General features: G+C 63.6%; 22 protein-coding genes. 11 read left to right on the forward strand and 11 right to left on the reverse strand.

Annotated features, from left to right (window positions below; genetic code table 11):
• Window positions 1-22: 22 nt before the first annotated feature.
• Window positions 23-2,167, forward strand: coding sequence for an ABC transporter permease (locus AX756_RS02590; protein ID WP_068308340.1), 2,145 nt, complete (start codon window positions 23-25; stop codon window positions 2,165-2,167).
• A 9-nt stretch (window positions 2,168-2,176) separates the two neighbouring features.
• Window positions 2,177-3,229 carry an ABC transporter ATP-binding protein gene (locus tag AX756_RS02595; protein WP_068308343.1) on the forward strand — a complete coding sequence of 351 codons (1,053 nt, stop codon included), beginning with the start codon at window positions 2,177-2,179 and terminating at the stop codon, window positions 3,227-3,229.
• 304 nt (window positions 3,230-3,533) lie between these two features.
• Here AX756_RS02595 and AX756_RS02605 read toward each other — a convergent pair whose 3' ends face one another.
• From AX756_RS02605 to AX756_RS02620, 4 genes are read right to left on the reverse strand one after another with little or no spacing between them, the layout of a single operon-like run.
• Window positions 3,534-4,712 (reverse strand): Gfo/Idh/MocA family protein, encoded by a 1,179-nt coding sequence (locus AX756_RS02605; protein WP_068308349.1) that lies wholly within the window; start codon window positions 4,710-4,712, stop codon window positions 3,534-3,536.
• A 41-nt stretch (window positions 4,713-4,753) separates the two neighbouring features.
• Window positions 4,754-5,938, reverse strand: a complete 1,185-nt coding sequence (locus tag AX756_RS02610; RefSeq protein WP_068308352.1) for a Gfo/Idh/MocA family protein — start codon at window positions 5,936-5,938, stop codon at window positions 4,754-4,756.
• Window positions 5,939-5,946: 8 nt separating this feature from the next.
• Window positions 5,947-6,603 carry a hypothetical protein gene (locus AX756_RS02615; RefSeq protein WP_068308355.1) on the reverse strand — a complete coding sequence of 219 codons (657 nt, stop codon included), beginning with the start codon at window positions 6,601-6,603 and terminating at the stop codon, window positions 5,947-5,949.
• Window positions 6,603-7,754, reverse strand: a complete 1,152-nt coding sequence (locus AX756_RS02620; RefSeq protein WP_068308357.1) for a Gfo/Idh/MocA family protein — start codon at window positions 7,752-7,754, stop codon at window positions 6,603-6,605. The genes AX756_RS02615 and AX756_RS02620 overlap by 1 nt, the downstream gene beginning before the upstream one ends.
• 151 nt (window positions 7,755-7,905) lie before the next feature.
• Between AX756_RS02620 and AX756_RS02625 the strand changes: the two genes are divergently transcribed.
• Window positions 7,906-8,928, forward strand: a complete 1,023-nt coding sequence (locus AX756_RS02625; protein ID WP_068308360.1) for a LacI family DNA-binding transcriptional regulator — start codon at window positions 7,906-7,908, stop codon at window positions 8,926-8,928.
• Between the two features lie 162 nt (window positions 8,929-9,090).
• On the opposite strand, the gene AX756_RS02630 is transcribed toward AX756_RS02625, so the two are convergent.
• Window positions 9,091-11,085, reverse strand: a complete 1,995-nt coding sequence (locus AX756_RS02630; protein WP_068308362.1) for a CocE/NonD family hydrolase — start codon at window positions 11,083-11,085, stop codon at window positions 9,091-9,093.
• Between the two features lie 336 nt (window positions 11,086-11,421).
• Here AX756_RS02630 and AX756_RS02635 point away from each other — a divergent pair, with 336 nt between their 5' ends.
• A complete protein-coding gene (locus AX756_RS02635; RefSeq protein WP_068308365.1) occupies window positions 11,422-12,999 on the forward strand; it encodes an ABC transporter substrate-binding protein in 1,578 nt (525 codons plus the stop codon).
• Here the strand turns inward: AX756_RS02635 and AX756_RS24950 are convergent.
• Window positions 12,897-13,550: a dihydroxy-acid dehydratase domain-containing protein gene (locus AX756_RS24950; protein ID WP_156461363.1), complete on the reverse strand. Its 654-nt coding sequence runs from the start codon at window positions 13,548-13,550 to the stop codon at window positions 12,897-12,899. The genes AX756_RS02635 and AX756_RS24950 overlap by 103 nt on opposite strands.
• Window positions 13,551-13,562: 12 nt before the next feature.
• Entirely contained in the window at window positions 13,563-13,856 is a 294-nt protein-coding gene (locus AX756_RS02640) for a dihydroxy-acid dehydratase domain-containing protein (RefSeq protein ID WP_068308368.1), read from the reverse strand.
• Between AX756_RS02640 and AX756_RS02645 the strand changes: the two genes are divergently transcribed.
• Window positions 13,855-14,076 (forward strand): hypothetical protein, encoded by a 222-nt coding sequence (locus AX756_RS02645; RefSeq protein ID WP_068308370.1) that lies wholly within the window; start codon window positions 13,855-13,857, stop codon window positions 14,074-14,076. The two genes, AX756_RS02640 and AX756_RS02645, sit on opposite strands and share 2 nt — an antisense overlap.
• An 11-nt stretch (window positions 14,077-14,087) precedes the next feature.
• On the opposite strand, the gene AX756_RS02650 is transcribed toward AX756_RS02645, so the two are convergent.
• Window positions 14,088-16,802: a cation-transporting P-type ATPase gene (locus AX756_RS02650; protein ID WP_068308373.1), complete on the reverse strand. Its 2,715-nt coding sequence runs from the start codon at window positions 16,800-16,802 to the stop codon at window positions 14,088-14,090.
• A gap of 164 nt (window positions 16,803-16,966) precedes the next feature.
• A complete protein-coding gene (locus AX756_RS25470; RefSeq protein ID WP_156461364.1) occupies window positions 16,967-17,245 on the reverse strand; it encodes a hypothetical protein in 279 nt (92 codons plus the stop codon).
• Window positions 17,246-17,459: 214 nt separating this feature from the next.
• Here AX756_RS25470 and AX756_RS02660 point away from each other — a divergent pair, with 214 nt between their 5' ends.
• The 6 genes from AX756_RS02660 to AX756_RS02685 all read left to right on the forward strand — a co-directional run bounded on the left by AX756_RS02660 (window position 17,460) and on the right by AX756_RS02685 (window position 24,985).
• A complete protein-coding gene (locus tag AX756_RS02660) occupies window positions 17,460-19,892 on the forward strand; it encodes a Lon protease family protein (protein ID WP_068308379.1) in 2,433 nt (810 codons plus the stop codon).
• On the forward strand, window positions 19,892-20,674 hold the full coding sequence (locus AX756_RS02665; protein WP_068308382.1) for a hypothetical protein: 783 nt from the start codon (window positions 19,892-19,894) through the stop codon (window positions 20,672-20,674). The genes AX756_RS02660 and AX756_RS02665 overlap by 1 nt, the downstream gene beginning before the upstream one ends.
• Before the next feature lie 106 nt (window positions 20,675-20,780).
• The gene (gene pdhA / locus AX756_RS02670; protein ID WP_068308386.1) at window positions 20,781-21,833 is read left to right on the forward strand and encodes a pyruvate dehydrogenase (acetyl-transferring) E1 component subunit alpha; all 1,053 of its coding nucleotides are present in this window, start codon (window positions 20,781-20,783) and stop codon (window positions 21,831-21,833) included.
• Window positions 21,826-22,806: an alpha-ketoacid dehydrogenase subunit beta gene (locus AX756_RS02675; RefSeq protein ID WP_068308389.1), complete on the forward strand. Its 981-nt coding sequence runs from the start codon at window positions 21,826-21,828 to the stop codon at window positions 22,804-22,806. Before pdhA ends, AX756_RS02675 begins: the two co-directional genes overlap by 8 nt.
• Complete coding sequence (locus AX756_RS02680) at window positions 22,803-23,882, forward strand: dihydrolipoamide acetyltransferase family protein (RefSeq protein WP_068308391.1); 1,080 nt, start codon at window positions 22,803-22,805, stop codon at window positions 23,880-23,882. Before AX756_RS02675 ends, AX756_RS02680 begins: the two co-directional genes overlap by 4 nt.
• The gene (locus AX756_RS02685; protein WP_068308393.1) at window positions 23,879-24,985 is read left to right on the forward strand and encodes a Glu/Leu/Phe/Val family dehydrogenase; all 1,107 of its coding nucleotides are present in this window, start codon (window positions 23,879-23,881) and stop codon (window positions 24,983-24,985) included. The genes AX756_RS02680 and AX756_RS02685 overlap by 4 nt, the downstream gene beginning before the upstream one ends.
• Window positions 24,986-25,002: 17 nt before the next feature.
• Here AX756_RS02685 and AX756_RS02690 read toward each other — a convergent pair whose 3' ends face one another.
• The gene (locus AX756_RS02690; protein ID WP_068308395.1) at window positions 25,003-25,722 is read right to left on the reverse strand and encodes a DUF5765 domain-containing protein; all 720 of its coding nucleotides are present in this window, start codon (window positions 25,720-25,722) and stop codon (window positions 25,003-25,005) included.
• 109 nt (window positions 25,723-25,831) lie between these two features.
• Window positions 25,832-26,311, reverse strand: coding sequence for an Hsp20/alpha crystallin family protein (locus AX756_RS02695; protein WP_068308397.1), 480 nt, complete (start codon window positions 26,309-26,311; stop codon window positions 25,832-25,834).
• Between the last annotated feature and the right edge of the window lie 192 nt (window positions 26,312-26,503).

The following is a 26,503-nucleotide window of genomic DNA, read 5'->3' on the forward strand; positions in this document are numbered from 1 at the left end:
GGATCCATTGGGGAGAGGTGGCATGAAACGCGTTGCGGTGTTCTGGCTCGTGGTGGGCGTGATTGGCTGGGCCCTGCTGCCTTGGTACCTGACAGAGGGCGGGTTCTGGCGGTTTGGCTGGCTCGTCGATATGTCGGGCACGAACGCATCGGCGCTCGGCGGGGCCCTGACCGGCAAGCTGTGGCTCTGGCTGCCCCTTCTCGGCTTCGTCGGAGCGGCTATCTCGCTGGGACTCGGGCGCACCCAGCTTGCCACGGCGCGCGGGCTCTTCGCCTCCGGCACTGCCGGGCTTGCGCTCCTGATGGGACAGGCGCTTCTGATCGGCACCCGCTTCGGGCTATGGGAAGCGGAAAACCCGGGCATCGGAGCTGGTGCCTTCGTGACGGCTGCGGCCCTTCTTTTCATCGCCACCACCGGAATATCCGGGCTCGGCAAGGGGCGGGGTGACGCGTTCGTCACCGGCCTTGTCGGCGCGATCATCGGGCTCGTGGCGATCTTCGTGTTCTTCCCGCTCACCTTCATCCTCGTGCGGGCCTTCGAGCTGAAGGGCGGCGCGGGCCTCGGGTTCAGCGAATTCCTGCCGCGGTTCTTCTCTTCGACCATCTGGGGCATCGGCTGCATCACCGGCGGCGGCAGTTGCGGACCGGCCGTCAACTCGTTCCTGCTCGGTCTTTCGACCGCCGCGGGCACCACTTTCATGGGCCTGATGTTCGCACTGATCTTCACCCGGACCGACTTCAGGGCAAAGAAGCTCCTGCGCGTCCTGACGGTGTTGCCGATCATCACCCCGCCCTTTGTCATCGGCCTCGCGCTGATCCTTCTGTTCGGCCGCGCCGGCACCATCACCGAGTTCTTCTCCTGGGCCTTCGGCTGGGAAAAGACCCGCTGGCTCTACGGATTTCACGGTGTCTGGCTGGCCCAGATGCTCTCGTTCACGCCCATCGCCTTCCTCGTGCTGATCGGCGTGGTGGAGGGAGTCAGCCCCTCGATGGAAGAAGCGAGCCAGACGCTTGACGCCAACCGTTGGCAGACCTTCCGCTTCGTCTCCTTTCCGCTGATGCGCCCCGGCCTTGCCAATGCGTTCCTGCTCGGTTTCATCGAATCGATCGCCGATTTCGGCAACCCGCTGGTGCTGGGGGGCAATTTCAACGTGCTCTCGACCGAGATCTATTTCGCCATTGTCGGCACGATCGCCGACCCCGCGCAGGCCGCGATCCTGTCCATCACGCTACTGACCTTCACCCTCTCGGCCTTCCTCGCCCAGCGGTTCTGGGTAGGCAAGAAGAACTACGCCACCGTCACCGGCAAGGCCGATTCCGGTCGGCATGCCGCATTGAACCCGGCGCTGAGATGGACCGCCTATCTCGTGGCGCTGCCTTGGGCGTTCTTCACCATGGTGCTCTACGCGCTGATCATTTTCGGCTCCTTCGTGAAGCTCTGGGGCTATGATCACACCTTCACGTTCGAGCACTACCTGCGCGGTTTCAAGATCGTGGTGCGCAACGGGGTCCATTTCACCGGCGCGGCCTGGGACAGCTATTTCACGACACTGACGATCTCGGCAATCGCGGCGCCGCTCACGGCGGCGGTGGGGCTGGCCACGGCCTATCTGCTGGTGCGTCAGAAATTCACCGGCAAGAACGCCTTCGAGTTCTCGACCATGCTCTCCTTCGCCATCCCCGGCACCGTGATCGGCGTGGCCTATATCATGGCGTTCAACTTCCCGCCGATCGAGCTTACCGGCACGGGACTGATCCTCATCATCGTGTTCATCTTCCGCAACATGCCGGTTGGCGTGCGCGGCGGCATCGCCGCGATGAGCCAACTCGACAAGTCGCTGGACGAGGCCTCGATCATGCTCGGCGCGAACTCCGCGACGACGCTGCGCCGGGTGATCCTGCCGCTGATGGGCCCTGCCATCCTCGCCGCGCTGACCTACAGTTTCGTGCGTGCGATCACATCTGTCTCGGCCGTGATCTTCCTCGTCTCCGCCCGTCACAACATGGCCACCAGCTTCATCGTCGGCCGGGTAGAGAACGGCGAATACGGCATCGCCATCGCCTATGCCTCGGTGCTGATCGTCACGATGCTCGTCGTCATCCTTGCCATGCAACTCGTGATCGGACGGCGCACCCTGCGTCGCGCCGACCGCGTCGAAGCCCATTAGGAGAGCCCCATGACCAAGGGATCCGTCCGTTTTGAAGGCGTCACGAAGCATTTCGACGACGTCGTCGCCCTGAAGCCGCTCGACCTCGATATCGCTCCCGGTACGCTGGTCACGCTCCTCGGCCCCTCGGGTTGCGGCAAGACGACCACGCTGAGGCTCGTCGCCGGGCTGGAGTCGCCCACCTCGGGACGCATCTTCATCGGCGATGAAGATGTCACCCATCTGTCGGCGACCTATCGCAAGGTGTCGATGGTGTTCCAATCCTACGCGCTGTTTCCGCATATGACGGTGGCGGAAAATGTCGGCTACGGCCTGACGGTCAAGCGCGTGCCCAAGAGTGAGGCGCGCCCGCGGGTCGAGGAAGGGCTGGCGATGGTCGGGCTCGAAGGATTTGGCGACCGTTTGCCGTCCGAGCTGTCGGGCGGGCAACAACAGCGGGTGGCCGTGGCGCGCGCGATCGTTCTGGAACCGGAGGTGCTGCTGCTCGACGAGCCGCTTTCCAACCTGGATGCCAAGCTGCGCCGGCACGTGCGCGAGGAGATCCGCGAGATCCAGCAACGGCTGAACCTCACCGCGATCTACGTCACCCACGATCAGGAAGAGGCCATGGCCGTTTCCGACCGGATCATCGTGATGAAGAACGCCGAGATTGCCCAGGAAGGCGCTCCGGCCGACCTCTACGAGCGACCGAACTCGGCCTTCATCGCCGACTTCATCGGAGACGCGAACCTTCTGCCGGTCGAGGTGGCCCGTTCCGGCGAGACGGTCGATATCGTGTTCGACGGCCGCCGCCTGACGCTGCCCACCGCTTTTTCGACCACCGGCCAGGCCAATCTCGTTCTACGCCCCCACCAGTTGCGCTTGAGCCAAGAAGCAACGGCGGATTCGCTGCCCGCAGAGGTGAGCTACGCGGCCTATCTTGGCAACCAGGTGCAATACACGCTCAACACCGCACTGGGGGAAATCTTTGCAGTCACCGTGCCCGACGCCAACCCATTCCGCAAAGGCGAGACGGTCCATGTAGGATTCGACCCGACAGCGGCCCGCCTCGTCTCGATGTGATTGGGTGGGGCGGCGAAAGGCCCGGCGGCGCGACCACGTGATCCGGGCCGCAAGTTGCAGGCTCGGCTTGCCGGATATGCACGGCGTTGTTACGTATCTCGCCTTGAAGGCAGGCTTCCCCTTTTCCCGACGGGTTCATCCCTCGCACGCGACCTCTGCCGCGCCGAGGGCTGAGAAGCGGTTCATGGGCACAATACGGATGTGGATTTCGGCGGCGGTCCTTCATGCGTCCGAGCGTGATCTCGAGCCTGTTTCACGCCTGAAGCCTGACATCGAGCGGTTCGCCGCTTGAAACGCTTGATGTTCACAAACCCGTCCAGGCCCCGCCGGCATCGTTGCTGTCTGCCGCAGCGTGAAAGAAGTCGACACCGCGTGCGCCCTCGGCAAGCAATGGAAGGTCGAGCAGGCCGTCCTCCAGCGCAATCCCGTCCCGCCGCGCCTCGATTGCAATCGCCGCTTCTGTATAGAGGTTGGCCCAAGCATCGGACAACGCCTCCCCATGGCCGCGCGGCAGGCGGATCATGCGCTCCGCGCGAGGATGCATGCCCGCGCCGGCGCCACGGGTAATTGTCTGGCGTGGCGCGTTGCGCATGTTCACGTGCAGATGTTCGGGCATCTCGTGATCCCATTCGATCCCGCCCTTTTCGCCATAGACCCGCAACCGCAGCCCCGTCGTATTACCGATTGCGGCTTGCGACAGCCACATCACCCCCGGCGCACCGTTTTCCAGCCGGAAATTGATGAAGGAGGTGTCTTCCATCGGCTTCTCGCCGCCGCAGACGTGGAAATCCGCGCGGAGCTTCGCGATCCGTTGGCCGGTGACGAACTCCATCAGGTGCACGGCATGGGTGCCGATATCGCCCGTCGTGGCCGTTCTGCCGCCCTTCGCGGGGTCCAACCGCCAGGCCAGTTGCTTGATGCTTGGGTCGAATGCGCCGGCGCGTCCGTCCTGGGCATATTCGACCATGACCTGACGCACCGGGCCGATTGCACCATCCGCAATCATGCAGGCGGCCTGCACAACCATGGGGTGATAGGCGTAGGGATAGGTGACGGCGAAAACGACGCCTGTTTCTTCCGCCATCGCGGCCATCGCGGCGCAGTCTTCCCGCGTCATGGCGACTGGCTTGTCACAGATGATATCTATTCCGGCGGCCATGAATGCCTCGGCCACCGGCCTGTGCAGGAAGTTGGGCGTGCAGATCGCGACCGCGTCGATGCCATCGGGCCGCGCGGCCTCTTCGCGGGCCATCACGGCAAAGTCGGAATAGCTGCGCTCTTCGGCGAGCAGCCAGTCCTTCCCGGACTGGCGCGCCGTTTCCGGGTCGGACGACAACGCCCCGGCGACGATATTCCAGCGTCCCGAAAGCCGCGCGCCATTCGCGTGCCATTGCGCAACCAGGGAGCCGCGCCCGCCGCCGACAAAACCCAACCGCAATCTGCGGCCCGCGGCGGGATAACGGGACGATAGCTTGTCATACATGACGTCTCTCCGATCTCAGCTTGCGCCCGGTGCGTGGGCGCTCACAGCTCCACCCATTCTCCACCTGCCTGATTAGAACGAACGGTGGCTTCGATGAACCGCACACCGTTGGCGCCGTCGGCAACGGTTGGCATGCCCAGCCACCCTTCCGGGATACGCAGCCCATCCTTGCGTGCCGCGACGGCCATTGCAAACTCGGTGTAGAGATTGCCCCACGCCTCGATGATGCCCTCTGGAAAGCCCCGCCCCGTTCGCACAAGGCGTTCGGTCGTCGGGCTGACCCCATGGCCATGGCCGCGACTGATGATCCGGTCTGCTTCGCCAAAACGGTTGAACCGGAGCTGCTCGGCCTTTTCTAGGTCCCACTCAATACCCCCTTCGGAGCCGAAGATACGCAGCCGCAGGCCGCCGCGATTGCCCGGCGCGAGCCGGGTCGCCATCAACGTTCCAGGCACCTCGCCAGCATGGCGGGTCCAGGCAAAGAACGTATCCTCCACCGGCTTAGGGGCGCCGCAGACATGGAATTCGGCCCGCAGATCAGTCAGGGGAAGCCCGCTGACAAATTGCGCCAGATGCGCGGCATGGGTGCCGATATCGCCGACGCAGCTGGTTTTCCCGGTCTTGGACGGGTCGAGGCGCCATTTGACGTGGGGCGCATCGGCAACCTCTTCGGGTGTCATCCAGTCTTGCAGGAATTCGACATGGATCTGGTTGATCCGGCCCAGCCCGCCCTCGGACACGATCTGGCGCGCCTGCCGGATCATCGGAAAGCAGGACATCACATAGGACACGCCAAAGACGCAGCCCGACGCGCTAGTCAACCCCACCAGATCCTCGGCCTCGGAAACCTCGTTGGTCAGCGGTTTGTCGCACAGCACGTCGATGCCTGCATTCAGAAAGGCCCGCGCGGCGGCGTGATGCAGGTGGTTGGGCGTCGTGATCATCACCGCGTCCACCCCTTCGGAAGGACGCGTCTCGGCGGCAGCCATTTCTTCGAACGAGACGTAGGCGCGGTCCGGTGCGATCCGGAACTCGGCCGCCCGGCTCCTGGCGCTGTCCTGGTTGGAGGAAAGCGCGCCGGCGACCACCTCCCAGTGATCGCTCATGCGGGCGGCCATCGCCTGGGTCGCTGCGATCCGTCCGCCACCGACGATGCCCAGGCGCAATCTGCGGGACAGCCGGGGAAAGGGGCCATCGAAGTTCAAATTGTCGGGAAAGAGTGCCATCGGAGACCTCATTGCGGCGGTGTGGCGCCCTCAGGCAGCATTTCAACCGTCATGAAGATAGAGGGCGTGATCGTTTCGAACTGGTGCCAGGGATAATTGCCGTCGGCGTCGAACATTGGCCGATGCGTGCTGCCGGGCGCCATGGGCTCTTCGAGATAGAGCGTGTCGATGTCCTTTTCGCGACATTGCTGCATCTTTCCGAAACCCACGATTTGCGTGTGCACTTCACGGAAGCCCGGCACCGGACAGAAGTCGTGATCGCGGTGCAGCCCGACCTTCAGCGGCACCGAACCGGAATGATAGAAGGTGAATCCGAACTGGCCAATCCACACCTTGGGCGACATGTAGTGGCTGACACCCCGCAGACGTTCCTCCTGACGGACCTCGAACGCCGACGGCCAGGCTTTCTTGACCTCGTCGAAGAGCGCCGCTTCGTCGGGATAGTCGGCGAACCGCTCGACAATCACGGCATGAACGAGAGTGCGCAGCTCGACATCCCGGACAACGGTCGACTGCAGATAGGCCAGTTTCTGATCGCGGATGCCAATCGGCGTTTCGCTCAGATTCAGCACTATCACCTTGCCGTGAACCTCTAGGCTGGACTCTTCGGAGACAATCCGGGTCGTGAAGAACGGCTCGGAGATGGAGAGGGTTTCTATCGGCATCAGATTCTGCCTTCCGGGAAGGTTTCAGGTAAAGGTTCGGGCCGGTCGCACCGGCTGGTCATATCGACGAAGCGCCCGGTTTCGGCGGACGCGAGCATCCCTTCCATCGCCTCGTAGACGTGGAACGCCATCTCGCCACTGGCGCGCGGCTGGCGGCCTTCCGTGACCGCCTGCGCCATGTCGAGCAGGCCGATCCCGCGGGCGTCGAAGTTATACCCATGTGTATTTTCGGCAACCGACCATTCCGCCGGCGCCTTGGGCCGGGGGCGCATGGTCCAGCGCGACGTTGCGCGGGTCCGGTACCAGACCGGCCCTTTAAAGATATTCGCGCCATCGCCGGGATCGGGATCGGGGATGCAGATCGTGCCCTCCTCGCCGTAGATTTCCAGCCGGGGCGTTTCGCTCTCCCAGACATCGAAGCTGACCATCATCTGTCCGATGACGCCGGACTCGAATTCCATCAGGCTGAGGCAATGGGTGTCGACCTCGACGGGCATCATCTCGCCATGGCGTGGGCCGTTTTCGATCATTCGTTCCGGGAAGGTCTTGCGCGCCATGCCCGCGACGCGCCGAATGGGGCCAAGGCAGAAGACCAGGGCCGTCAGGTAATAGGGTCCAAGATCCAGAAGCGGCCCCCCGCCCTTGGCATAGTAGAAATCGGGGTTGGGATGGTGCCGTTCGACACCGTGGGTCGGCACGAAGGCGGCCACACCCGTTGGCGCGCCGATCACGCCGCTATCGAGCAGCTTGCGTACGGTCTGCCAGCGCCCACCGAGGAACGTGTCGGGCGCATTGCCCACGAGCAGGCCCTTTTCCCGGCCAAGCTCCAGGATGGCCCGGCCTTCGTCCAGATCCGTCGCGAAGGGCTTTTCGGAATAGACATGCTTGCCGGCATCCAGTGCCGCGCGGCTGATCTCGGAATGCGCCGCCGGAATTGTCAGGTTCAGGATCGCATCGATGTCGGGGGCGACGATGACCTCTTCCGGCACCGTCGCGCGCGGGATGCCGTATTGCTCTGCTTTTGCCCGGCTCTCGGCAATGTCGAGGCTTGCGCAGGCGACGATCTCCAGGCCGTCAAAGCTCTTGCAGTTCTTCAGATAGATATCGCTGATCCGCCCGCAGCCGATCAGACCCACACGCAGTTTGTCCATGTGTTCCTCCCCAAGGGTCTCTTGCAGAAAGACGAAACCGACAGGTGAGTTGCAATCATTTTTCGATCATCGGAGAAAACTGATGCACCATTCACATCAAGATTGATGCGATGTGAAGGGAATGATGGATTCTGATCTGGAAACTCCCGCGATGAACCGAAAACGCCACGCCACCATTGCCGAGATCGCAAGGCTTGCCGGGGTAGGCACGGCGACGGTCGACCGCGTGCTGCACAATCGCGGGACGGTCCGGGAAACCACGCGGCAGAGAGTGGAGCAGGCACGGGCGGCGATCGAACGCGGCGCGCCAATGTCGCCCCGCGCCCGGCCGTGGCGGCTCAAAGTGTTGCTGCCCGAACTCGCCGGTGCATCAACGGAACATCTCGGCCGGTGCCTGCAAGCTTGCGGCGAACGCGGCAATGCGACCGTCGAATGCGTCTTTGCCCGCAAGATGGAACCCGCGGCGCTCGCTCGGAAGCTCAGGGCCTGCGCCGGACAGGGGATCGACGCCGTCGCCTTCCAGGCACTCGAAGACCCGCGCGTTCACGATGCCGTCGATTTCCTGCACGGCGCCAGGATCCCCGCGCTTGCGCTCCTGTCGGGGCTTTCCAACCGGAACATCATCGCCACTGTGGGCATCGACAATCGCGCCGCCGGGCGGACGGCGGGCTTTCTCATGGGACGGCTCACACGTCAGGCCGGTCGGGTTGCAATTGTCACCGCCGGCAGCCTGTACCGGCTTCACGAAGACCGGGAGATGGGCTTTCGGGCGGCGTTGCGCGCGGGTTTTCCCCATATCGGCGAGTCCATCGTTCTGAACGGAGAAGATGACGGAACCCGCAATTTCACCGTCGTCAGCGAAGCGCTGTCCAGATATCCCGATCTTGTCGGGATCTACAATGTCGGCGGCGGGCATGAGGGTGTTGTGCGCGCCCTGAAGGAAGCCGGCGTGGTCGGTGAACTGATCCATATTGGCCACAACTTTTCTCAGGAAACCCGCTCCTACCTGCTGGATGGAAGCATGGATATCGTCTTGCATCTCGACATGCACAATGTGGCCGAACATGCCGTCGAGGCGATGGTCGCGCATTTGGAACAGCGGCAACGAGATCCTGGCGTCCTTCCCATCGGCATCGTGACACGGGAGAACACCGCCGGTCTCGCGTATTCCTGAGCAGGGGCCGTCTGCGAGCTTGGTGGCGCCGGTCAGGAAGGCGGCAGCGAGGCTTCCGGTCTTGTCCTTCTCGACAGTTGGCGTCAATCACTGCTGAAATGGAAGGGTCCCATCGCGGCTTCCGCATTTTCGACCCTTGAGCGCCGTGCCGAGCTCACCTGATCAGATCAGATTTCGCGCAAGTTCTTCGTCCCACTCGCGCTCCATCACATCCTCTCCATTCAACGTGACACGCATCCGCGCCTCGAGAAAGAACGTCTCCGCATCGCATGTCATTTCCGCATCGAGAACCGACGCACTGAACCAGCCCTCGCGCCCCATCTCATATTCCTGGTGCAGCTTGAAACATGCCGAAAGAGGGTCGTCCGGGTGGATTCGGAGTTCGCGCCGCAGGTTGTGGGAGAGACTTGTGCCGATCTCGTCGAATTGCAGCACGCCCTCTCCGAAAATACCTCCCCTGCCCTCGGTGACATAGGTCACCTCGCCGGTGAGAAAATCGGTACTCACACGGCGCTCCGTTTCCGCAGGGCGCAGCATGGTGACCGGACAGGATGGCCCCTGAACGGCCGGTTCGAAACCGGGATAGCTGTCGCCCCCATCGCGCACAGGCAGGCGCAGCAGGCTGGCAGCGGTGTCGATTGTGAGCGTGGCGGCTTCGGGAGCGGGCCAGATGATCGGCCAATAGGCAGTCCCGATAGATACCCGCAACCGGTGGCCAGGGCGGAAGCGATGCCCACATGCCGAGAGCTTCACGGTCACAGTCTCGTATGTGCCGACCTCCAGAGGTTCCGGCCATTCGTGGCCATTGCGGTGGGTCAGGTTCAGCACTTGGTAGCTGACACGCGTCACCTTGCCGTCCGGAGCCACGTCACCGATCCGGACGACGAGTTGAGCCACTGGCTTGTCCGAGGCGAATTTCAGCACGATCTCGGGAATACCGAGAATTTCCAGATCTTCCTGCAAAAGCTCCGTTTCAAAGGTCAGCGCGCCGGCATCGTCGCGTCGTTGGTCCGCAGGCATCTCGCCGGGACAGCCCACCGCCATCCACTCGCCGGCCGCTGTGCTGCTGTCCTGCGGCGAGCGGATCTGCAAGCGCGCGGGCGCATCGGGACAATCGGTCAGACGACCGTGGCCGGTCAGGTACATCTCGGTCATTGCCGTTGCCACAGGCCAGTCCGACCCCACCCACCTACCGGGTTGGTATGGGCGAGACGGGTCCGGTTCGACAGCATCGTTGATATAGGCGCGCAGTTTCGGCTCTTCCATGACGCCGGAATCGCGCCCTTTAAGCCATTGATCCCACCAACGCGTCGCTTCCTGAAGAAAGCCGATCGCCGGACCTGGCACCCCGTCATGCGGATAGACATGGCCCCATGGGCCTATGATCCCCCGCGTTGGCACGTCCAGGCTCTCCAGCAGACGCGGGACAGAATTGGTGTAGCTGTCGGCCCAGGCGCCAACCACCAGAACCGGGCAGCGGATATCCGAGTAGCCCTCCTGAATCGATCCATGCTTCCAGTAGTCGTCATAACGCTGGTGCCGCGCCCAAAGGGCGGGGAAGAAGGGGAGCGATCCCAGTCGCCGCGTCCAATCCTCGCGCCAGCCCGCGCCAATGACTGCCGGGTCCGCAGGGCGGGCCTGGTAGGCCATCATGATCACCCCCCACCAGAGATTGTCGTTCAAGAGACAGCCGCCCATGAAGTGAATGTCATCGCGAAACCGGTCGTCTGTCGAATAGCAGGTAATGATCGCCTTCAGGGCCGGCGGGCGGCGGGCGGCGACCTGCAGGCTGTTGAAGCCCGACCAGCTCTTGCCCATCATTCCCACGTTACCGTCGCACCATTCCTGCTCGGCAATCCAGGCGATGACCTCGCAGGCATCGTCCTGCTCCAGCGGTAGATACTCGTCCGCGAGATGCCCCTCGGATTCCCCGGAGCCGCGAATGTCGACCCGCACGGCGGCATATCCCTGCTCCGCGAAATAGCCATGCATCGGAGCATCGCGCCCGCGCGTTCCGTCGCGCTTTCTGTAGGGGATGTATTCCAGCACCGCCGGCACAGCAGCATTGCGCGCGTCTTCGGGCAGAAAGACTCTCGAGCTGAGGCGGATGCCGTCGGACATGGGGATCCAGACATGTTCCAGAATTTCGAGTGTCATCGCGATGTGCTTTCCTGTTCGTGATTGACGCTCCGAGAACGAAACTCCGCACTGGGCGCCCCGAGCTCGCGCGCCGTGCGACGCCATGATTGTCCGCGTCCGGCTCCAAGCGGCCTCCCTCCGACAGGGCTCAACTCCCGCCCGAATACTCAGCGGATCGATCCGGCCTTGCCGCGCGAGCTGTAGGTAGTCGTATCTTTCTATCCGTTTCTTTCCAAACGCTTTCCTTTGTCGGTGCGCTCGCCCTATAGTCTGAATGCGACATCGGATGTCGAAAAGAAGACACTCCCTTCCCTACGAAAACCGATCGCTGACGAAACAACGCTGAAAGTCGACATGACACATTCCAAGACATCTTCGTCCCTGGTGCGCCCGACGCGCCGTGCCTTCCTCGGAACGACCGCCGCTGCGGCAGGCCTGGCAGGGGCCGGCACCCTCCTCGGCGTCCAGCCGCTCCGGGCACAGTCGCGTGGTGGCGCCATCCGAGTCGCGAAGGGCCACGGCAGCACCAGCGACACCTTGGATCCGGGCACATATGAAAACGGCTTCATGCTCGCGCTTACCTATGGGGTGCACGGCTTCCTGACGGGCTTCCGGCGCGACGGAACCCTGGAACCGCTGGTTGCCGAAAGCTGGGAAGCATCGCCCGATGCCGCTGTCTGGAGGTTCAAGATCCGCAGCGGCATGACGTTCCACAACGGAAAGAGCGTTACCCCCGAGGACGTTGTTGCCTCGATCAATTATCACCGGGGAGAGGATACTACGTCCGCCGCCAAGCCACTGCTGGAGGCGGTGACCGAAATCTCCATCGACGGCGACACTGTCGTCTTCTCGCTGAAAGGCGGCAATGCCGACTTCCCCACGACCTTCACCGATTACCACATGGCGATCTGCCCTGTGGGCGAGCAACGCGGGATAGACTGGCGTTCGGGTGTCGGCTGCGGCCCCTACAAACTGGTGGAGTTCGATCCCGGCGTGGTCGCCCGTTTCGAGCGCTTTACCGATGACTGGAATCAGGAGCGCGGTTTCTTCGACACGATCGAGATGCTGTCGATCATCGACCTGAACGCGAGAACAACGGCGCTGGTTTCGGGCGATGTACACTTGATCGACAAGCTCGACCTCAAGACAGCCGGCCTGCTCGGGCGCCAAAAGGACATCAAGATCCATTCCATTGCCGGCAACCAGCACTACACCTTCCCGATGCACTGCGACGTTGCGCCCTTCGACAACGTGAATGTTCGCCGTGCGCTCAAATACGGGATCAACCGGCAGGAGATGGTCGACAAGATCCTCTTCGGCTACGGATCGGTCGGCAATGACCATCCGATTGGCCGCGGCCAGCGCTATTTCAACGACGAACTCGAACAGACGACCTATGATCCGGACAAGGCGAAATTCTATCTGAAGGAGGCCGGCCTCGACAGCCTGAACATCGATCTCTCCGCCGCCGATGCCGCCTTCGCCGGAGCTGTCGATGCCGCCATTCTGTATCAGAACTCGGTTGCCGCTGCCGGGATCACCCTTAACGTCAAGCGGGTGCCGAACGACGGCTACTGGTCCGATGTCTGGCTCAAACATCCGTTCTGCGCGTGCTATTGGGGCGGGCGTCCCACCGAAGACGGGATGTTCACGACGGCCTATGCAGCCGGCGCGGCCTGGAATGACAGCCGTTTCGCCGATGCGCGGTTCAACGAGCTTCTCGTGACCGCCCGCGCTGAACTCGACGACGCCAAGCGGCGGCAGATGTATTACGAGATGCAGGCGATCCTCAATCAGGACGGCGGCACCGTTATCCCGATGTTCGCCAACTACGTCTTCGCAACCGGACCGGGCATCGTCACCGGTGACAACCTGTCGTCACATTGGGACGTCGATGGCGAGCGCTGGATGGAGCGCTGGGCCTTCGCGTAATGACAAACCGGAGCGCCGGCCCACGCGGTCGGCGCCCCGGAACCCTGTCCAGCATCGTTCGGCAAAGCTGCTGACGCAGGATTGGCCCGCGATGGTGCGGCTGTGAAGCGATCTGTGGCCAGATGCGTTAAGCCGAGAGTTCCCGTTCGAATGTGGCAGGCAGCATGACTGTCATTCGAACGCCTCCAGTACGCGCAAAGCCGCCCCTTCTGCTCCCCGAACGGCCGATCAATGCCACCAATCACCTCCGGGTTCGGCGGAAATTTGTAGCGATAACCGTCGAGGTTTTCGACGACCGTCCGAGCGCTCACTGTCGGGCAGTCGCGGTGCAACAGGGCTTCGATGGCCTGCATGACGCGCGGGATCCTCCCGGCCTTGTGGAGATCTTCCATGTCGTATTTCGAAGACGGGTTGACCCGTGCCACCTGTGGCGTGGATGCGCTAAGGCGGTCATAGGCGTCCATCATCTGCGCGGCGCCGATCCCGAGCTCGGCGGCGACGGCGGTCAGGTGCAGCGCGGCGTTGGTCGATCCACCTGTCGCCATCAGCACACGGATCGCATTCTAAAAATACTGGAAGGTGATGACGTGGTCGGCGGTGATGTTCTGCCTCACCAGATCGACAATCGGGTGCCCGGTGGCTTCGTCGATCCGGCCGCTTTTCAGTATTCCGAGCCTTTCGGACATCGTCGTCAGGTCGGACTTGCGCCCGTCGAACTCGCCCCCTCCCAGCATCGGCCTTCCGGGCAAGACGATGGCCGGGATGCGCAGGCGCGCGGCCGCCATGAGCATGGCCGGAACGATCTTGTCGCTCGATCCGAGCAGAACGATACCGTCGAGCCGGAGTGCTTCGACCATGACCTCGATATCGTTGGCGATCAGGTCGCGCGAGGGCAGGATGAAATGCGTGCCGATCGAAATTCCCTGCGCGGTGGAGAACTACGGGATCATCACCCGCTGCGACGCGATCCTGTCCCCCGGCGCAGTGCTGTTGTTGCGGCATGTGCGCGAGGTGGCGGAGGAAATCTTCGAACTGCAGCCCTCGGCGTCGACCACGGAGCCGTTCCCCCGTTTTTAGCCCTGTCAGCTTCAGGTGATGTCAGGCTGCCCCTTGCGGGCGAACACCAGCCGCATCTGCTTTTCGGTTTCCAGCAGGGCGAATACCAGCGCACCGACGGATACGATCAACATGCCGTCGGTCAACGGCACCGGGTCGGTCCCGAAGACGGATTGCAGGGCCGGCAGGTAGGTGATGGCGAATTGCGCAGCGATTACCGTCAGGAGGCAAACCCATACCACGGGTGTCCCCCGCGCCGCCGACCAGGTCAGCGAGGCTCCATGGATATTGCGGATGAAGAACAGGTAGAAAATCTCCAGCACCACCAGCATGTTCATCGCCATTGTCTGCGCCAGTTCAAGCGAATGGCCGGCTTGGGTGGCGTAGAAGAAGATCCCGAAGACCGCACAGAGGAACAATGTGGAGGCAAACACGATCTGCCAGGCCAGTGTGCCCGTCAGGATCGGTTGATCGCGCTTGCGGGGCGGACGACGCATGGTGCCCGCCTCGGTAGGCTCGAAAGCGAGCGACAACCCGAGCGTCACCGCCGTGATCAGGTTCACCCAGAGGATCTGCACCGCCGTGATCGGCAGCGAGAGACCCGCGAAGAGCGCGACCATGATCGTCAGACCCTCGCCGGCATTGGTTGGCAGCGTCCAGCTGATGACCTTGGTAATGTTGTCGTAGACAGTGCGGCCCTCGCGCACGGCCGCAACGATCGAGGCGAAATTATCGTCGGCCAACACGAATTCCGCCGCGTCCTTGGCCGCTTCGCTCCCCTTCTGCCCCATGGCGATCCCGGCATCGGCACGTTTCAGCGCCGGGGCATCGTTCACACCGTCGCCCGTCATCGCAACGATCAAGCCTTGCGACTGCAGGGCTTTCACGAGGCGCAATTTGTGCGCGGGCGAGGTGCGCGCGAAAATGTCGATCTCGATGGCCGCCTCGGTGAGCGCGGCATCGTCCATCGCTTCGATGTCGGTGCCGTTCAGCACCTGCCGGGGATTCATCAGCCCGATCCGTTCGGCGACGGCCCGGGCGGTGGCGGCGTGGTCGCCGGTGATCATCTTCACCCGGATGCCCGCCGCTTGACACTCCGCCGCCGCGTCAATGGCCTCGGCGCGCGGCGGGTCGATCAGGCCGATCAACCCGATCAGGGTCAGCTTTCCATCCAGATCGGCGGTGTTGAGCACGACCTGCTCCTGCGGTACGGCGCGGGTCGCCACCGCGATCACCCGTTGCCCGTCAGCGGCCAGTTCCTCGACCATCCCATGCCAATGCACCGGGTCCAGCTGCTCGTTGCCGCCTTCGGGCGCGCGCTGGTCGGCGCACATCGCCAGCACTTCCTCGGGGGCGCCCTTGACGTGGATCCGGGCATGGCCCTCGTGATCGTGGTGCAGGGTCGCCATGTAGCGATGCGCCGCGTCGAAGGCGATGGCGTCCGTTCGGCTCCAGAGGCGGAAGGGTTCAGCACCCTCCTTCGTGATTTTCCCGGCCAGCGCCATCAGCGCACCCTCCATCGGGTCGCCCTCGACGCGCCAGCCATCGGGTGAGCCGTTCAGCATTGCGTCGTTGCACAGCCCGGCCGCGCGGGCGAATTCCATCAGCACCACGTGCTCGTCGGGATGGGCATCCGCCTCGCGCCACTTCACGGCGCCCTCCGGGGCATAGCCCCGGCCGTCGACGGAATAGACGTGTTCGGCAGCAGCCAGAGTGGTCGCCATCATCTCGTTGCGGGTAAGCGTGCCGGTCTTGTCCGAGCAGATGACCGAGACCGCCCCCAGTGTCTCGATTGCGGGCAACCGCCGCACGATGGTGTTGCGCCGCGCCATCGCCTGGACACCAACCGCAAGGGTGATGCTCAGAACCGCCGGCAAGCCTTCGGGGATCGCGGCGACGGACAGGCCGACCACCGCCATGAACAGATCCGCGAATGCGAGATTGCCGACGAAATGGCCGTACAGCAGCAAGCTCGCCGCAACGAGCAGGATGAACACCGTCAGCCATCTGGCGAATGTGTCCATCTGGTGGACCAGCGGCGTGGTCAGGGTCTCCACTTCCGACAGCATTCCGCTGATCTGTCCGATCTCGGTGTCGATCCCGGTCGCGACGACAATGCCCCGCCCCGAGCCCGCCGCGACCAGCGTGCCGGAAAACATCATCGAATTCCGGTCTCCCAGGGCCGCCTCGGCCTCGACGGGAGCGGTGCCCTTGTCCACGGGGACGGATTCTCCGGTCAGGATCGCCTCCTCCACCCGCAGACTGCGCGCCTCGATCAGCCGCAGGTCGGCGGGTACACGGTCGCCAGCCTTGATCAGCACGATGTCGCCTGGCACCAACTCCCCCGCGTCCACCGTCACACGCCGCCCATCGCGCAGCACCGCCGAGCGCAGCGCAAGCATCCCGCGGATGGCGTCCATCGCGTTCTCGGCGCGGCCTTCCTGCACGAAACCGATGACAGCGTTGACCAGCACGACAGCCAGGATGACGCCGGTATCCACCCAGTGCTGCAGGGCCGCGGTAACGCCGGCCGCGCCGATCAGGACATAGATCAGGACACTGTGAAACTGCGCGACAAAGCGCAGGATGGCGGGCCGTCGGGGTGGCTCCGGCAACCGGTTCGGGCCATGTTTCTCCAGACGGAGGGCCGCCTCGGCGACTTCGAGGCCGCTGGCCGTTGTACGGAAAACGGCAAGCACGTCGTCTGTGGTATTGCTGTGGTAGAGCGGCTTCGTACGTTCCGACATCGTTCTTCACCTAGCTGGCGCAGATCCAATTGACGTTCCCGAAGACTCACCCGCCTGCGGGAACGCGCTGACGTCTCCCGAAGGCCATTCTAGAGCAGTTGCCGGAATTCCGCTTTGATGCGGCGCAGTTCAACGAGATCTGGAACAGCGATCTTCAGCCTCGGTTAACCAGAATCCGCCAGATTGCGAGTCGAGACGAGCAGCTCCACCAAACCTGTCAACCGACCACCACTCCCATTCCCCGATGCCCCGGCCGTCAACGCGACGCCGCCGGCCATGAAGCGAATTGCCAGAGAGAGAAAGCTTACAATGTCCCAGCCCGCTGCACAGAACACAGAAGACTTCATCCGCCAATTGCGGGACCTGCAGACCGAAAAGCGTTTTCCGAAGCTCGCGCCTCCTGTGCCGGCGACCACGAACAACGTCTCGATCGTTGTGGCCATCCTGACTTGCGGCGTTCTTTTTGGAGCATTCGCTCCCCTGCTTTTGCTTCAAACGATCTTTCCGTAAGCCTCACCCCGCACAAAGGGGACCTGCTGGCGAAGATGGCAGGAGATTTGTCGGCATCTTGACGGAAATCAACGTCCCGACCGGAGATTTGGTGCATTCTCGCATGCACCGAGCAGGCAGCATCGTGGCCCAACCAGGAGATTGCCAATGATCGAGGTCTCCACGTCGATGTTGTGCAACCAGCACAACCCGAAGGCGATTACCGCTCCAACGTCAGAACAGGTTTCCGAGACTGCGAGCCTGGTCGGACAAGATCGCTCCCGCGCGGCGATCGAGTTATCCGCAAGCATAAGACATGATCTGTTCAACCTGTTCGTCACCGGCCCCGCAGGAAGCGGTCGCCATGCCGAGGTTCTCGGGATCCTGCGGGCGCACGCCGCGGCCCGGCCCCTGCCGGTCGACTGGGTCTATGTCAACAATTTCGACGATCCGCAGAAGCCGCGCGCACTCGAATTGCCGGCCGGCAAGGCCAGCATGCTCAGGGACTGTATGCAAAAGCTCGTGGACGATCTGGCGAACGACATTCCCGCGCTTTTCGAGTCGGACGAATACCAGTCCCAACGCAGACTGATCGAGGAGGAGATCGAACAGTCGCAAGAAACCGCGATGGCCGAGTTCTCCGACAGGACACACGCCGAAAACATCGCGCTTCTGCGGACGCCAATGGGGTTCATGCTGACCCCGATCCGGGATGGAAAGCCACTCAAGACAGAAGATTACGGCAAGCTTCCCGAACAGGAGCAGGCGGAGGTCGATGAAAAGATCGCGCGTTTCCAGGAACAGCTTGCCGAAGTCATGCGGGAGGCCCCGAAGCTGGAACGGCAGGGGCGCAATCGGATCGAACAATTGAATGCGGACATGGCGGAACGTGCCGTGAGCGCCCGCATCGACGAGGTGGCGACAGAGCTTCGGGGGATCGAGACGGTCGCATCCTATCTGACGGACGTGCAGGCCGATATCATTGCCAATGCCGAGCTCTTCCTGAAGTCCGAGAACGGCAGAAACGACGGCCCGTTCCCGGAAGAAATCCGCAAATATCACAAGGATCCGGAGTTCGGCCGCTACGCGGTAAACGTCATGGTCTCGCACACCGACAAGGCGGATCTCGGAGCGCCGGTCGAAATGGAGGACCTTCCGACACTGGATCGGCTGACGGGTCGGATCGAGCATGTTTCGCACATGGGGTCGCTGATGACGAACTTCACCATGATCAAGCCCGGCGCGCTTCACCGGGCCAATGGTGGATACCTGATCCTCGATGCGCGGCGTGTGTTGGCCGAACCCTACGCGTGGGACGCGTTGAAACGGTGTCTGAAGAATCGCAGGATCACGATCACCTCGCTGGCGGAACGGATCAGCCTCGCATCGACGATCACGCTCGAGCCCGACCCGATTCCGCTCTCGGTGCGGGTCGTGCTCGTCGGTGACAGGATGTTGCACGCCCTGCTTGTCATGTTCGATCCGGATTTCGCGGAACTCTTCAAGATCCAGGCCGATTTTGAGGAAAGCGTTGATCGGAACGCGGTAACGATCGCTGGAATGTCCGATCTGCTGGCCGGTCAGGCCGCGCGGGAAAACCTGCGGCAGCTCAACGCCGCCGGTATGGCGCGCCTGCTTGACGAAGCCGTGCGGACCGCCGAGGACAGCCGCAAGTATTCCCTGAAGGTGGGCGCGTTGACCGACCTGATGTGCGAGGCCGATCATTACGCCAGCCTGCGCAGCGCCGACGCAATCGATGCCGCCGACATCGCCGCGGCGGTCGAAGCGCAGGATCGGCGCGCGTCGCGGATCAGGGAACGCATGCACGAGGCGATCACGCGGGGCACGATCCTGATCGATACCTCCGGCAGGAAAATCGGTCAGGTCAATGGTCTGTCGATCATCGGGTTCGGTGATTATGTCTTCGGTCGTCCGTCGCGGATCACCGCGCGGGTTCGCATGGGCGCCGGCAAGCTGATCGACATCGAACGCGAGGTTGAATTGGGCGGCCCGCTGCACTCCAAGGGCGTGATGATTCTGTCGGGCTACCTTGCCTCGACCTTTGCGCTGGACGTGCCGTTCTCGCTTCATGCGAGCCTCGTGTTCGAGCAGAGCTATGGTGGGGTGGATGGCGACAGCGCCTCCTCAACAGAGCTCTATGCATTGCTCTCGGCGCTCTCGGGCTTGCCAATCGATCAGGGGCTTGCCGTGACCGGGTCCGTTAACCAGGCCGGCGAGGTCCAGGCGATTGGCGGCGTGAACCAGAAGATCGAAGGATTTTTCGATATCTGTGCAGCCAGGGGGTTGAGCGGGCAACAGGGCGTGATCATCCCCAAGACCAATATCGATCACCTGATGCTGCGCCCGAGGGTCCTCGAGGCTGTGGAAGCCGGGAAATTCCGTGTTCTCGCGGTGGAGACGATCGAGGAAGGCATCGAGGCGCTGACCGGTGTGCCCGCCGGCAAACGCGGGCCGGACGGCGCCTTTGAGCAAGGCAGCGTCTATGCGCGGGTGGACCAACGCCTTCGGGGCTTTGCCGAGCAGCGGCGGAAATTCGGGCGCGACAAGCAGGCCAGCAATGAGGAGGAGAGCACGCGGTGATGTCCTCTGGCAGCAAGAAACGGGTGCTGATCGCCGCCGGCAGCTATGTCGACGCCGCCGCGGCAATCCGGCTTGCAGAGCGGATCGCCTCCGGGCTGATCGCCGAATTGGGCGGGGTGCTTGTCGATGACGAGGCCATCGCCGAGACGACCGGCCTGCCCGTCCAGCGGATCGTGACGTCCGGCGGAATGCTGGTGCAGGTGCCGTCCCGCACCCGTTTGGCGGGCCTGATGCAGAGCGATGCAAGGGCATTTCGCTCCGGGCTGTCCGGCGTAGCGAGCGCCTGCACCGTCGAATGGGTGTTCGAGCACCGTCGCGGCGAGTTAATTTCCGGTATCTGCGAGGCCGCCCGCGGTTGGGACCTGCTCCTGGTCGGGCACAGGACAGGGCGCCGCCGTGCCGGCCGGGTCGTGCTCGTCGATAACGCGTCATCGCCCTCTTCGGAAGCAACTGATCTGGCCCGTGGCATTGCGGAACGGCTCGGGACCGATGTCGCCATGATCGCTGTGAACGGCCCGACGGCAGCAACGGATGAAGCGGCGACCGGACCGGAAATTGTCGGGTCCGAACGGGCGCTTCTTGCCCGGCTCAACCGCATCAACGCGGCACTGGTGATTGTCGACCTGGCCGAAGGCCCGCTTCGGGGGCGCGAGCAGTTGCGACACCTGATCGAGGCGTCGAGATGCCCGGTTCTGGTACTCAACGCCTCCCGGGCGGAACCGGCCATTGCCTATTCGACACTGATCCCCGAACCACCGAAAGCGCCGGAGACGGACATGTGAACGGCGGTTGAACGGTATCGGGGTATAATTCGAAGACCGGAACGAAAGGGACAGGCAAAGGAGAGAAGAACGACGGGACACAGCGAAGGAAAGGAGTGACGCAGCCATGGCACGCTTCGATTTCGGCCCCGTGCGTGTGCTCGACCAAGCCGGGAATGTCGAGACCACGCTGCCCGGATTTGCGCGGGACCGCGAGGCCCTTGCGAGGCACTACCGCGCAATGGTTCTGACCCGCCAGTTCGACACGAAGGCCGTTGCCCTGCAACGCACGGGGCGGCTCGGGACCTTTGCCTCCAGCCTGGGACAGGAAGCGGTGAGCGTCGGCGTGGCGAGCGCCATGCGCGACCAGGACGTGTTCCTGCCATCCTTTCGCGAACATGGCGGACAACTCTGGCGCGGTGTTACCCTCAAGGAGCTGTTTCTGTTCTGGGGCGGCGATGAGCGGGGGAACGATTTTTCCGGGCACCGCATGGATTTTCCGGCCTGCATTCCCGTGGCGACGCAGTTCCCACAGGCCGCCGGGGTCGCGCTGGCAATGCAAGCGCAAGGCACCGGCGGTGTTGCCGTGCCGGTAGGGGGCGACGGCGCCACCTCCAAGGGTGATTTCTATGAGGCCATGAACATCGCTGGCGCCTGGGCGCTACCGGTCGTCTTCGTGATCAGCAACAACCAGTGGGCGATTTCCGTACCCCTCGCCGCGCAGACACGTGCGGTCGCGATCTCCGACAAGGCCATGGCGGCCGGGATACCGGGCGGACGGGTCGATGGGAACGACGTGATCGCGGTCCGGGCGATGATGGAACGGGCGCTGGAACGCGCGCGTTCCGGTGGGGGCGCCACGCTGATCGAGGCGGTGACCTACCGGCTCGGGGATCACACCACCGCCGATGACTCCAAGCGATACCGCAACGAAGCGGAGGTCAGCGCGCATTGGAAGGCCGAGCCGCTGGTTCGGCTGCGCGCTCACCTCGTGCAGGAACATGGCTGGACGAAGGAGGAGGAGGAAACTCTCCAGAGAAGCTGCCGGGAGGATGTGGAGACGGCGGCAGAGGCGTATCTGGCGACCGGTCTGCAGCCGCCGCGCGCGATAATCGACCATCTTTTCGAGTCTGTTCCGGAGGATCTCGCGCAGCGTTTCGGGGAGGCGGGATATGAATGAACTGACACTGGTAGAGGCTGTTCGTCTGGCCCTCGCGCGCGCCCTTGAGGACGACCCGCGCGTGATCCTGCTCGGAGAGGATATCGGCGTGAACGGTGGCGTCTTTCGCGCAACCGACGGGCTGGCCGCGCGTTTCGGCGCGGATCGGGTGCGCGACACGCCACTTGCCGAGACCGCCATTGCCGGGATCGCGGTGGGAGCTGCGGCACATGGGCTGCGGCCCGTGGCCGAGATCCAGTTCATGGGGTTCCTGTACCCCGCGCTGGACCAGTTGGCCAACCACGCCGCGCGCCTGCGTAACCGCACGCGCGGCCGATTGAGCTGCCCAATGGTGCTGCGTGCGCCTTTCGGCGGTGGCATCCATGCACCCGAGCATCATTCGGAGAGCTTCGAGGCAATGCTGGCTCATGTGCCTGGGCTGCGGGTCGTTGTGCCCAGTTCCCCGGCGCGGGCATACGGGCTGCTTCTGGCGGCGATACGGGACCCGGATCCGGTCGTATTCCTGGAGCCGAAACGCCTCTATCGATCCGTCCGTGAAGAGGTCGCCGATGACGGTGCGGCCCTGCCGCTCGACCGGGCGCTCATCCTGAGCGCCGGCGATGACGTGACGCTGGTCACCTGGGGGGCGATGGTGCAGGAAGCGCGGGAGGCGGTGGAGAGGATGGCCACCGAGGGGGTCTTGGTCGATTTGATCGACCTCTGCTCGTTGAAGCCCATCGATCGGGCAACGATCCGCCGGTCCGTCGCGAAGACCGGGCGCTGTGTCGTGTTGCACGAGGCGCCGCTCACCGCCGGGCTGGGGGCCGAGATCGCCGCCGATCTTGCCGAGCACTGCCTGACCGACCTGCTGGCGCCAATCCGGCGGGTTGCACCGCCGGATGTCGTCATTCCGTACCCACGGCTGGAGGACCAGTACATGCCAACGGCCGGGCAGGTCGTCGGTGCGATCAGGGAGGTGATGGAATTCTCATGACAATCTTCACGCTGCCCGACCTCGGCGAAGGCCTGAAAGAAGCAGAAATAGTGACCTGGCACGTGACGCCGGGCGACAATATCGTGGCCGACCAGCCTTTGGTTTCTGTTGAGACCGACAAGGCCGTTCTGGAGATCCCCGCCCCGGTTAGAGGCCTTCTTCTTCGGCAATTCGGAGAGGAAGGAGACATGGTCGCGGTGGGCGCGGCCCTGGCTGAAATCGACACGGAAGGCGCAACGGACGCGGGTGCCATCGTTGGTGATCTGCCGATTGGAGCGTCGAGCGAGCGGCCAACGGAAGACGCGTTGCAAGATCGTCCGAGGGCAACGCCCGCCGTACGCCGCCTTGCGCGGGAGAGCGGGGTCGATTTGTCCAACCTCACGGGAAGCGGCCCCGGCGGCGCGATCCTGTCGCGCGATGTCGAGGCTGCTGCGGCCCGGAGCACACCAATTCGCGGTGTCCGCCGCGCAATGGCCGGGGCAATGGCACGATCACGCGACGCTATCGTTCCGGCCACGGTGACCGACCAGGCCGTAATTTCCGCCTGGACCGAGACCGAGGAGCCGACACCACGCCTCGTTCGGGCCCTCGTCGCAGGCTGCCGGGCCGAACCGGCGCTGAACGCCTGGTTCGAGGATGACCGACTGACCCGGCATGCGGCCATCGATCTCGCCATTGCCGTCGACACGCCCGACGGGCTGTTCTCTCCGGTCCTGCGGGATGTTGGCCGCTGCACGGACGTGAAAGCGCCCCTGGCCGCCTTGCGCCAGCGGGCAATGACCCGCGCTCTCACGCCCGACGAATTGCGCGGCGGCACGATCACGCTTTCCAATTTCGGCACCCTTGGCGGGCGGTTTGCCGTGCTGGTGGTATCGCCGCCGCAGGTGGCGATCCTGGGAGCCGGGCGGATTTCGGAGGAATGCGTGGCAGAGAATGGCCAAGCCGTCGTCCGGCCTGTCCTGCCCCTGTCACTGACCTTCGATCACCGCGTCGTCACCGGCGCCGAGGCCGCGCGTTTCCTTGGCGCGGTCCGTGCCTCGCTGGAACAACCATCGCTTGAGGAGGAACTGCCATGACAAGCCCCTTTGCGTTGACAGACAGCTTCGGCCCCGAAAAGATCGTGCATCTGAGCAATCCCGCCGCAAGGTTGAAGGCCATCGTCGTGATCGACAACACGGCCCTCGGCGCCGGTATTGGCGGCACCCGCATGGCACCGGACGTGACCCTGGAGGAATGCGCCCGGCTCGCGCGGGCGATGACCCTGAAAAACGCGCTGGCGGGACTTCCCCACGGCGGAGCGAAATCCGTCATCTGCGCCGATCCGTCGATGCCCCGGACCGAAAAGGAGCGGCTGATCCGCGCCTTTGCCCGCGCCATCTCGGATCTCGACGACTACGTCCCCGGCCCCGACATGGGAACCGACGAGACATGCATGGCATGGATCAAGGACGAAAACGGGCGTGCGGTCGGGCTGCCACGCTTGCTGGGCGGGATTCCCCTCGACGAAATTGGCGCGACCGGCTTCGGCGTGGCCGAAGCCCTGGACGCCGCGGCGCCGTTCAGTGGCATCGTCTGCGATGGCGCACGTGTAGCCATTCAGGGCTTCGGCGCCGTTGGCCGCCATGCAGCGCTCATTCTCGTCCAGAGGGGCGCGCGGATCGTCGCCGTGTCCGATTCCGGTGGCTGCGTTTCAGACCCCGACGGTCTATCGCTCGACAAGCTTCTGGAAATAAAGGCGACTGGTGGTAGCGTGACCGATCTCGAAGACGTGGCCACCGCTACCCGCGATGAGGTGATCGGCACCGATTGCGACGTCCTCGTCCCCGCCGCCCGTCCGGATGTGATCACTGCGGATAACGTGGGCGCGGTTCGGGCCCGGATCATCGTTGAGGGCGCCAACATCCCGGCAACGATCGCGGCGGAGCGCGAACTTCACCATCGCGGTATCCTCGTCATCCCGGATTTCGTGGCCAATGCGGGCGGGGTGATCAGCGCTTCCATCGAGGCGCGCGGAGGGACCGAGGGACAGGTGCGCGGCGTGATCTCCGAACTGATCCGGCGCAACACGACCGAGGTGCTTCAACGGGTCGGACAGGCGACCGCCCTGCCCCGGGAAGTGGCAACGAAACTCGCGGAGGCCCGTGTCCGCGGGGCCATGGATCTCAGACGGTCGTTCTGAACAGCGGGGCCATGAGATTACCCGGTCTCCGGATGGTGCGCCCCCATGACCCGGTAGCGCATCCATGGGCTGATCCCGATTGCGATGATCCCGATCGAGAGCAGGCACCAGACGGCAGGCATCTCGTTGGGGTCCGAGGTAAGTTGCCAGGCCAGAACCGGCCCGGCGAGGAAGTGGAACAGCACAAATTTCCACGCCCCATAGGACAGCGGCAACAGCAGGACTGCGGTGACATAGGCCGGGAATTGCAACTGGTGTCCAATCAGGTCGCTGATCGGGTTCCACAGCCCGTTGAGCGGCACCTCCCATGCGATATGCCAACTCCCCGACGCCAGGCACAGACCGGTACCGCACATGATTTCACCAAGCCGGCAAGAGCCAAGCGTTTCCAACGGCACCAGCCGCAGGACAAGCAGCGCCGAACACGCGGCGGCCACCACGAAAACCAGTCGGCGTTGCACAGGTTCCACCGGCCGCGGCGCGATTTCCATCACGAAAGCGTTCACCACCACCGGTTGCAGCGCGATATGAAGATAGGAAAGCAGCGTGATCGTCTGGTTCGTCGGGTCGCCGCACTGGTCCACGACGAGATAGCCGACGGCCTGAAGCACCTCGATGAACGAGAAATAGGCGAGAGTCCCCCATATCGCCAGCGGTTCGCCCTTGTTGCGGGTATACCTGGCAGCCGCCGCTCCGCTGACCGCCATCGCCACCGACGCCGTCATGCTCCAGCACATCCGAGGCCCTCCAGCGAATTCGTTTCAGGCCGCCCGAAGCAAGGCTGTCAGCCGAGGGCGGTTTGCCCAAACGCGGGCGCCAGAAAGGCGCCCGCGCGGAACCATCCCGTCAGGCCCGGTTGATCTCGATCTTGCGGGTCTCGCTGACGGCATCGGCCGGCTTCGGGACCGTGATCGTCAGAACACCGTCCTTCGCCGTCGCTGCGACCGTGTCCGAGTCGATATCGAACGGCAGGGTAATGGTGCGCATGAATGCGCCGGAGCGGCGTTCCACGCGATGGAACTCCCGCCCGTCCTCTTCTCCCCTTTCGTCCTTCTCGGACTTCTTCTCGCCCTTCACCGTGAGTCGGTTGCCTGCAACGGACAGGTCTACCTCATCCAATCCTATCCCTGGCAATTCGGCTGTGACACAGACCGAGTCGTCGGTCTCGCTGAGATTCGTGCGTACGGCGAAACCGCTCTTCATGAGGTCGCCTCCCACGTCGAAATCATCGAAGAGCGTATCGATTTGCTTGCGAAGCATCCCGAACGGGTCATCTTCTCCCTTCGCGCCAATCCAAGAGGATGGAAGCCAACTACGCTTTGTCATAACAGCCTCCCTTCTTGCTTTCTGACTGCGGGATTATCATGCAAAGCCGCCTCTTGCGCCATGATCCTGATCATTGAGACGCGCCGCTTTCCGCATTATTTTTACGTCTGTCTGGCCGTTTTTTTTCGTTTCTCCAGAGTGCCTTGGCGTAGCGCCTGCTTGCTCAGCTTTCCCCCGCGACTCCTTGAATCT

The sequence above is a fragment of the Aliiruegeria sabulilitoris genome, from assembly GCF_001558155.1.
Classification (GTDB): domain Bacteria; phylum Pseudomonadota; class Alphaproteobacteria; order Rhodobacterales; family Rhodobacteraceae; genus Tropicimonas; species Tropicimonas sabulilitoris.

What these genes read in the sequence shown, in the direction of transcription:
- AX756_RS02590 (WP_068308340.1), top strand. Translation starts at nt 23, where the DNA reads ATGAAACGCGTTGCGGTGTTCTGGCTCGTGGTGGGCGTGATTGGCTGG.
- AX756_RS02635 (WP_068308365.1), top strand. Translation starts at nt 11,422, where the DNA reads ATGACACATTCCAAGACATCTTCGTCCCTGGTGCGCCCGACGCGCCGT.
- AX756_RS02690 (WP_068308395.1), bottom strand. Translation starts at nt 25,722, where the DNA reads ATGTGCTGGAGCATGACGGCGTCGGTGGCGATGGCGGTCAGCGGAGCG.
- AX756_RS02680 (WP_068308391.1), top strand. Translation starts at nt 22,803, where the DNA reads ATGACAATCTTCACGCTGCCCGACCTCGGCGAAGGCCTGAAAGAAGCA.
- AX756_RS02665 (WP_068308382.1), top strand. Translation starts at nt 19,892, where the DNA reads ATGTCCTCTGGCAGCAAGAAACGGGTGCTGATCGCCGCCGGCAGCTAT.
- AX756_RS02595 (WP_068308343.1), top strand. Translation starts at nt 2,177, where the DNA reads ATGACCAAGGGATCCGTCCGTTTTGAAGGCGTCACGAAGCATTTCGAC.
- AX756_RS02650 (WP_068308373.1), bottom strand. Translation starts at nt 16,802, where the DNA reads ATGTCGGAACGTACGAAGCCGCTCTACCACAGCAATACCACAGACGAC.
- AX756_RS02620 (WP_068308357.1), bottom strand. Translation starts at nt 7,754, where the DNA reads ATGGACAAACTGCGTGTGGGTCTGATCGGCTGCGGGCGGATCAGCGAT.
- AX756_RS25470 (WP_156461364.1), bottom strand. Translation starts at nt 17,245, where the DNA reads ATGGCCACAACGATCGAGACGTTGTTCGTGGTCGCCGGCACAGGAGGC.
- pdhA (WP_068308386.1), top strand. Translation starts at nt 20,781, where the DNA reads ATGGCACGCTTCGATTTCGGCCCCGTGCGTGTGCTCGACCAAGCCGGG.
- AX756_RS02685 (WP_068308393.1), top strand. Translation starts at nt 23,879, where the DNA reads ATGACAAGCCCCTTTGCGTTGACAGACAGCTTCGGCCCCGAAAAGATC.
- AX756_RS02640 (WP_068308368.1), bottom strand. Translation starts at nt 13,856, where the DNA reads ATGGTCGAAGCACTCCGGCTCGACGGTATCGTTCTGCTCGGATCGAGC.
- AX756_RS02610 (WP_068308352.1), bottom strand. Translation starts at nt 5,938, where the DNA reads ATGGCACTCTTTCCCGACAATTTGAACTTCGATGGCCCCTTTCCCCGG.
- AX756_RS02615 (WP_068308355.1), bottom strand. Translation starts at nt 6,603, where the DNA reads ATGCCGATAGAAACCCTCTCCATCTCCGAGCCGTTCTTCACGACCCGG.
- AX756_RS02660 (WP_068308379.1), top strand. Translation starts at nt 17,460, where the DNA reads ATGATCGAGGTCTCCACGTCGATGTTGTGCAACCAGCACAACCCGAAG.
- AX756_RS02630 (WP_068308362.1), bottom strand. Translation starts at nt 11,085, where the DNA reads ATGACACTCGAAATTCTGGAACATGTCTGGATCCCCATGTCCGACGGC.
- AX756_RS02675 (WP_068308389.1), top strand. Translation starts at nt 21,826, where the DNA reads ATGAATGAACTGACACTGGTAGAGGCTGTTCGTCTGGCCCTCGCGCGC.
- AX756_RS02695 (WP_068308397.1), bottom strand. Translation starts at nt 26,311, where the DNA reads ATGACAAAGCGTAGTTGGCTTCCATCCTCTTGGATTGGCGCGAAGGGA.
- AX756_RS02625 (WP_068308360.1), top strand. Translation starts at nt 7,906, where the DNA reads ATGAACCGAAAACGCCACGCCACCATTGCCGAGATCGCAAGGCTTGCC.
- AX756_RS02605 (WP_068308349.1), bottom strand. Translation starts at nt 4,712, where the DNA reads ATGTATGACAAGCTATCGTCCCGTTATCCCGCCGCGGGCCGCAGATTG.
- AX756_RS02645 (WP_068308370.1), top strand. Translation starts at nt 13,855, where the DNA reads ATGACCTCGATATCGTTGGCGATCAGGTCGCGCGAGGGCAGGATGAAA.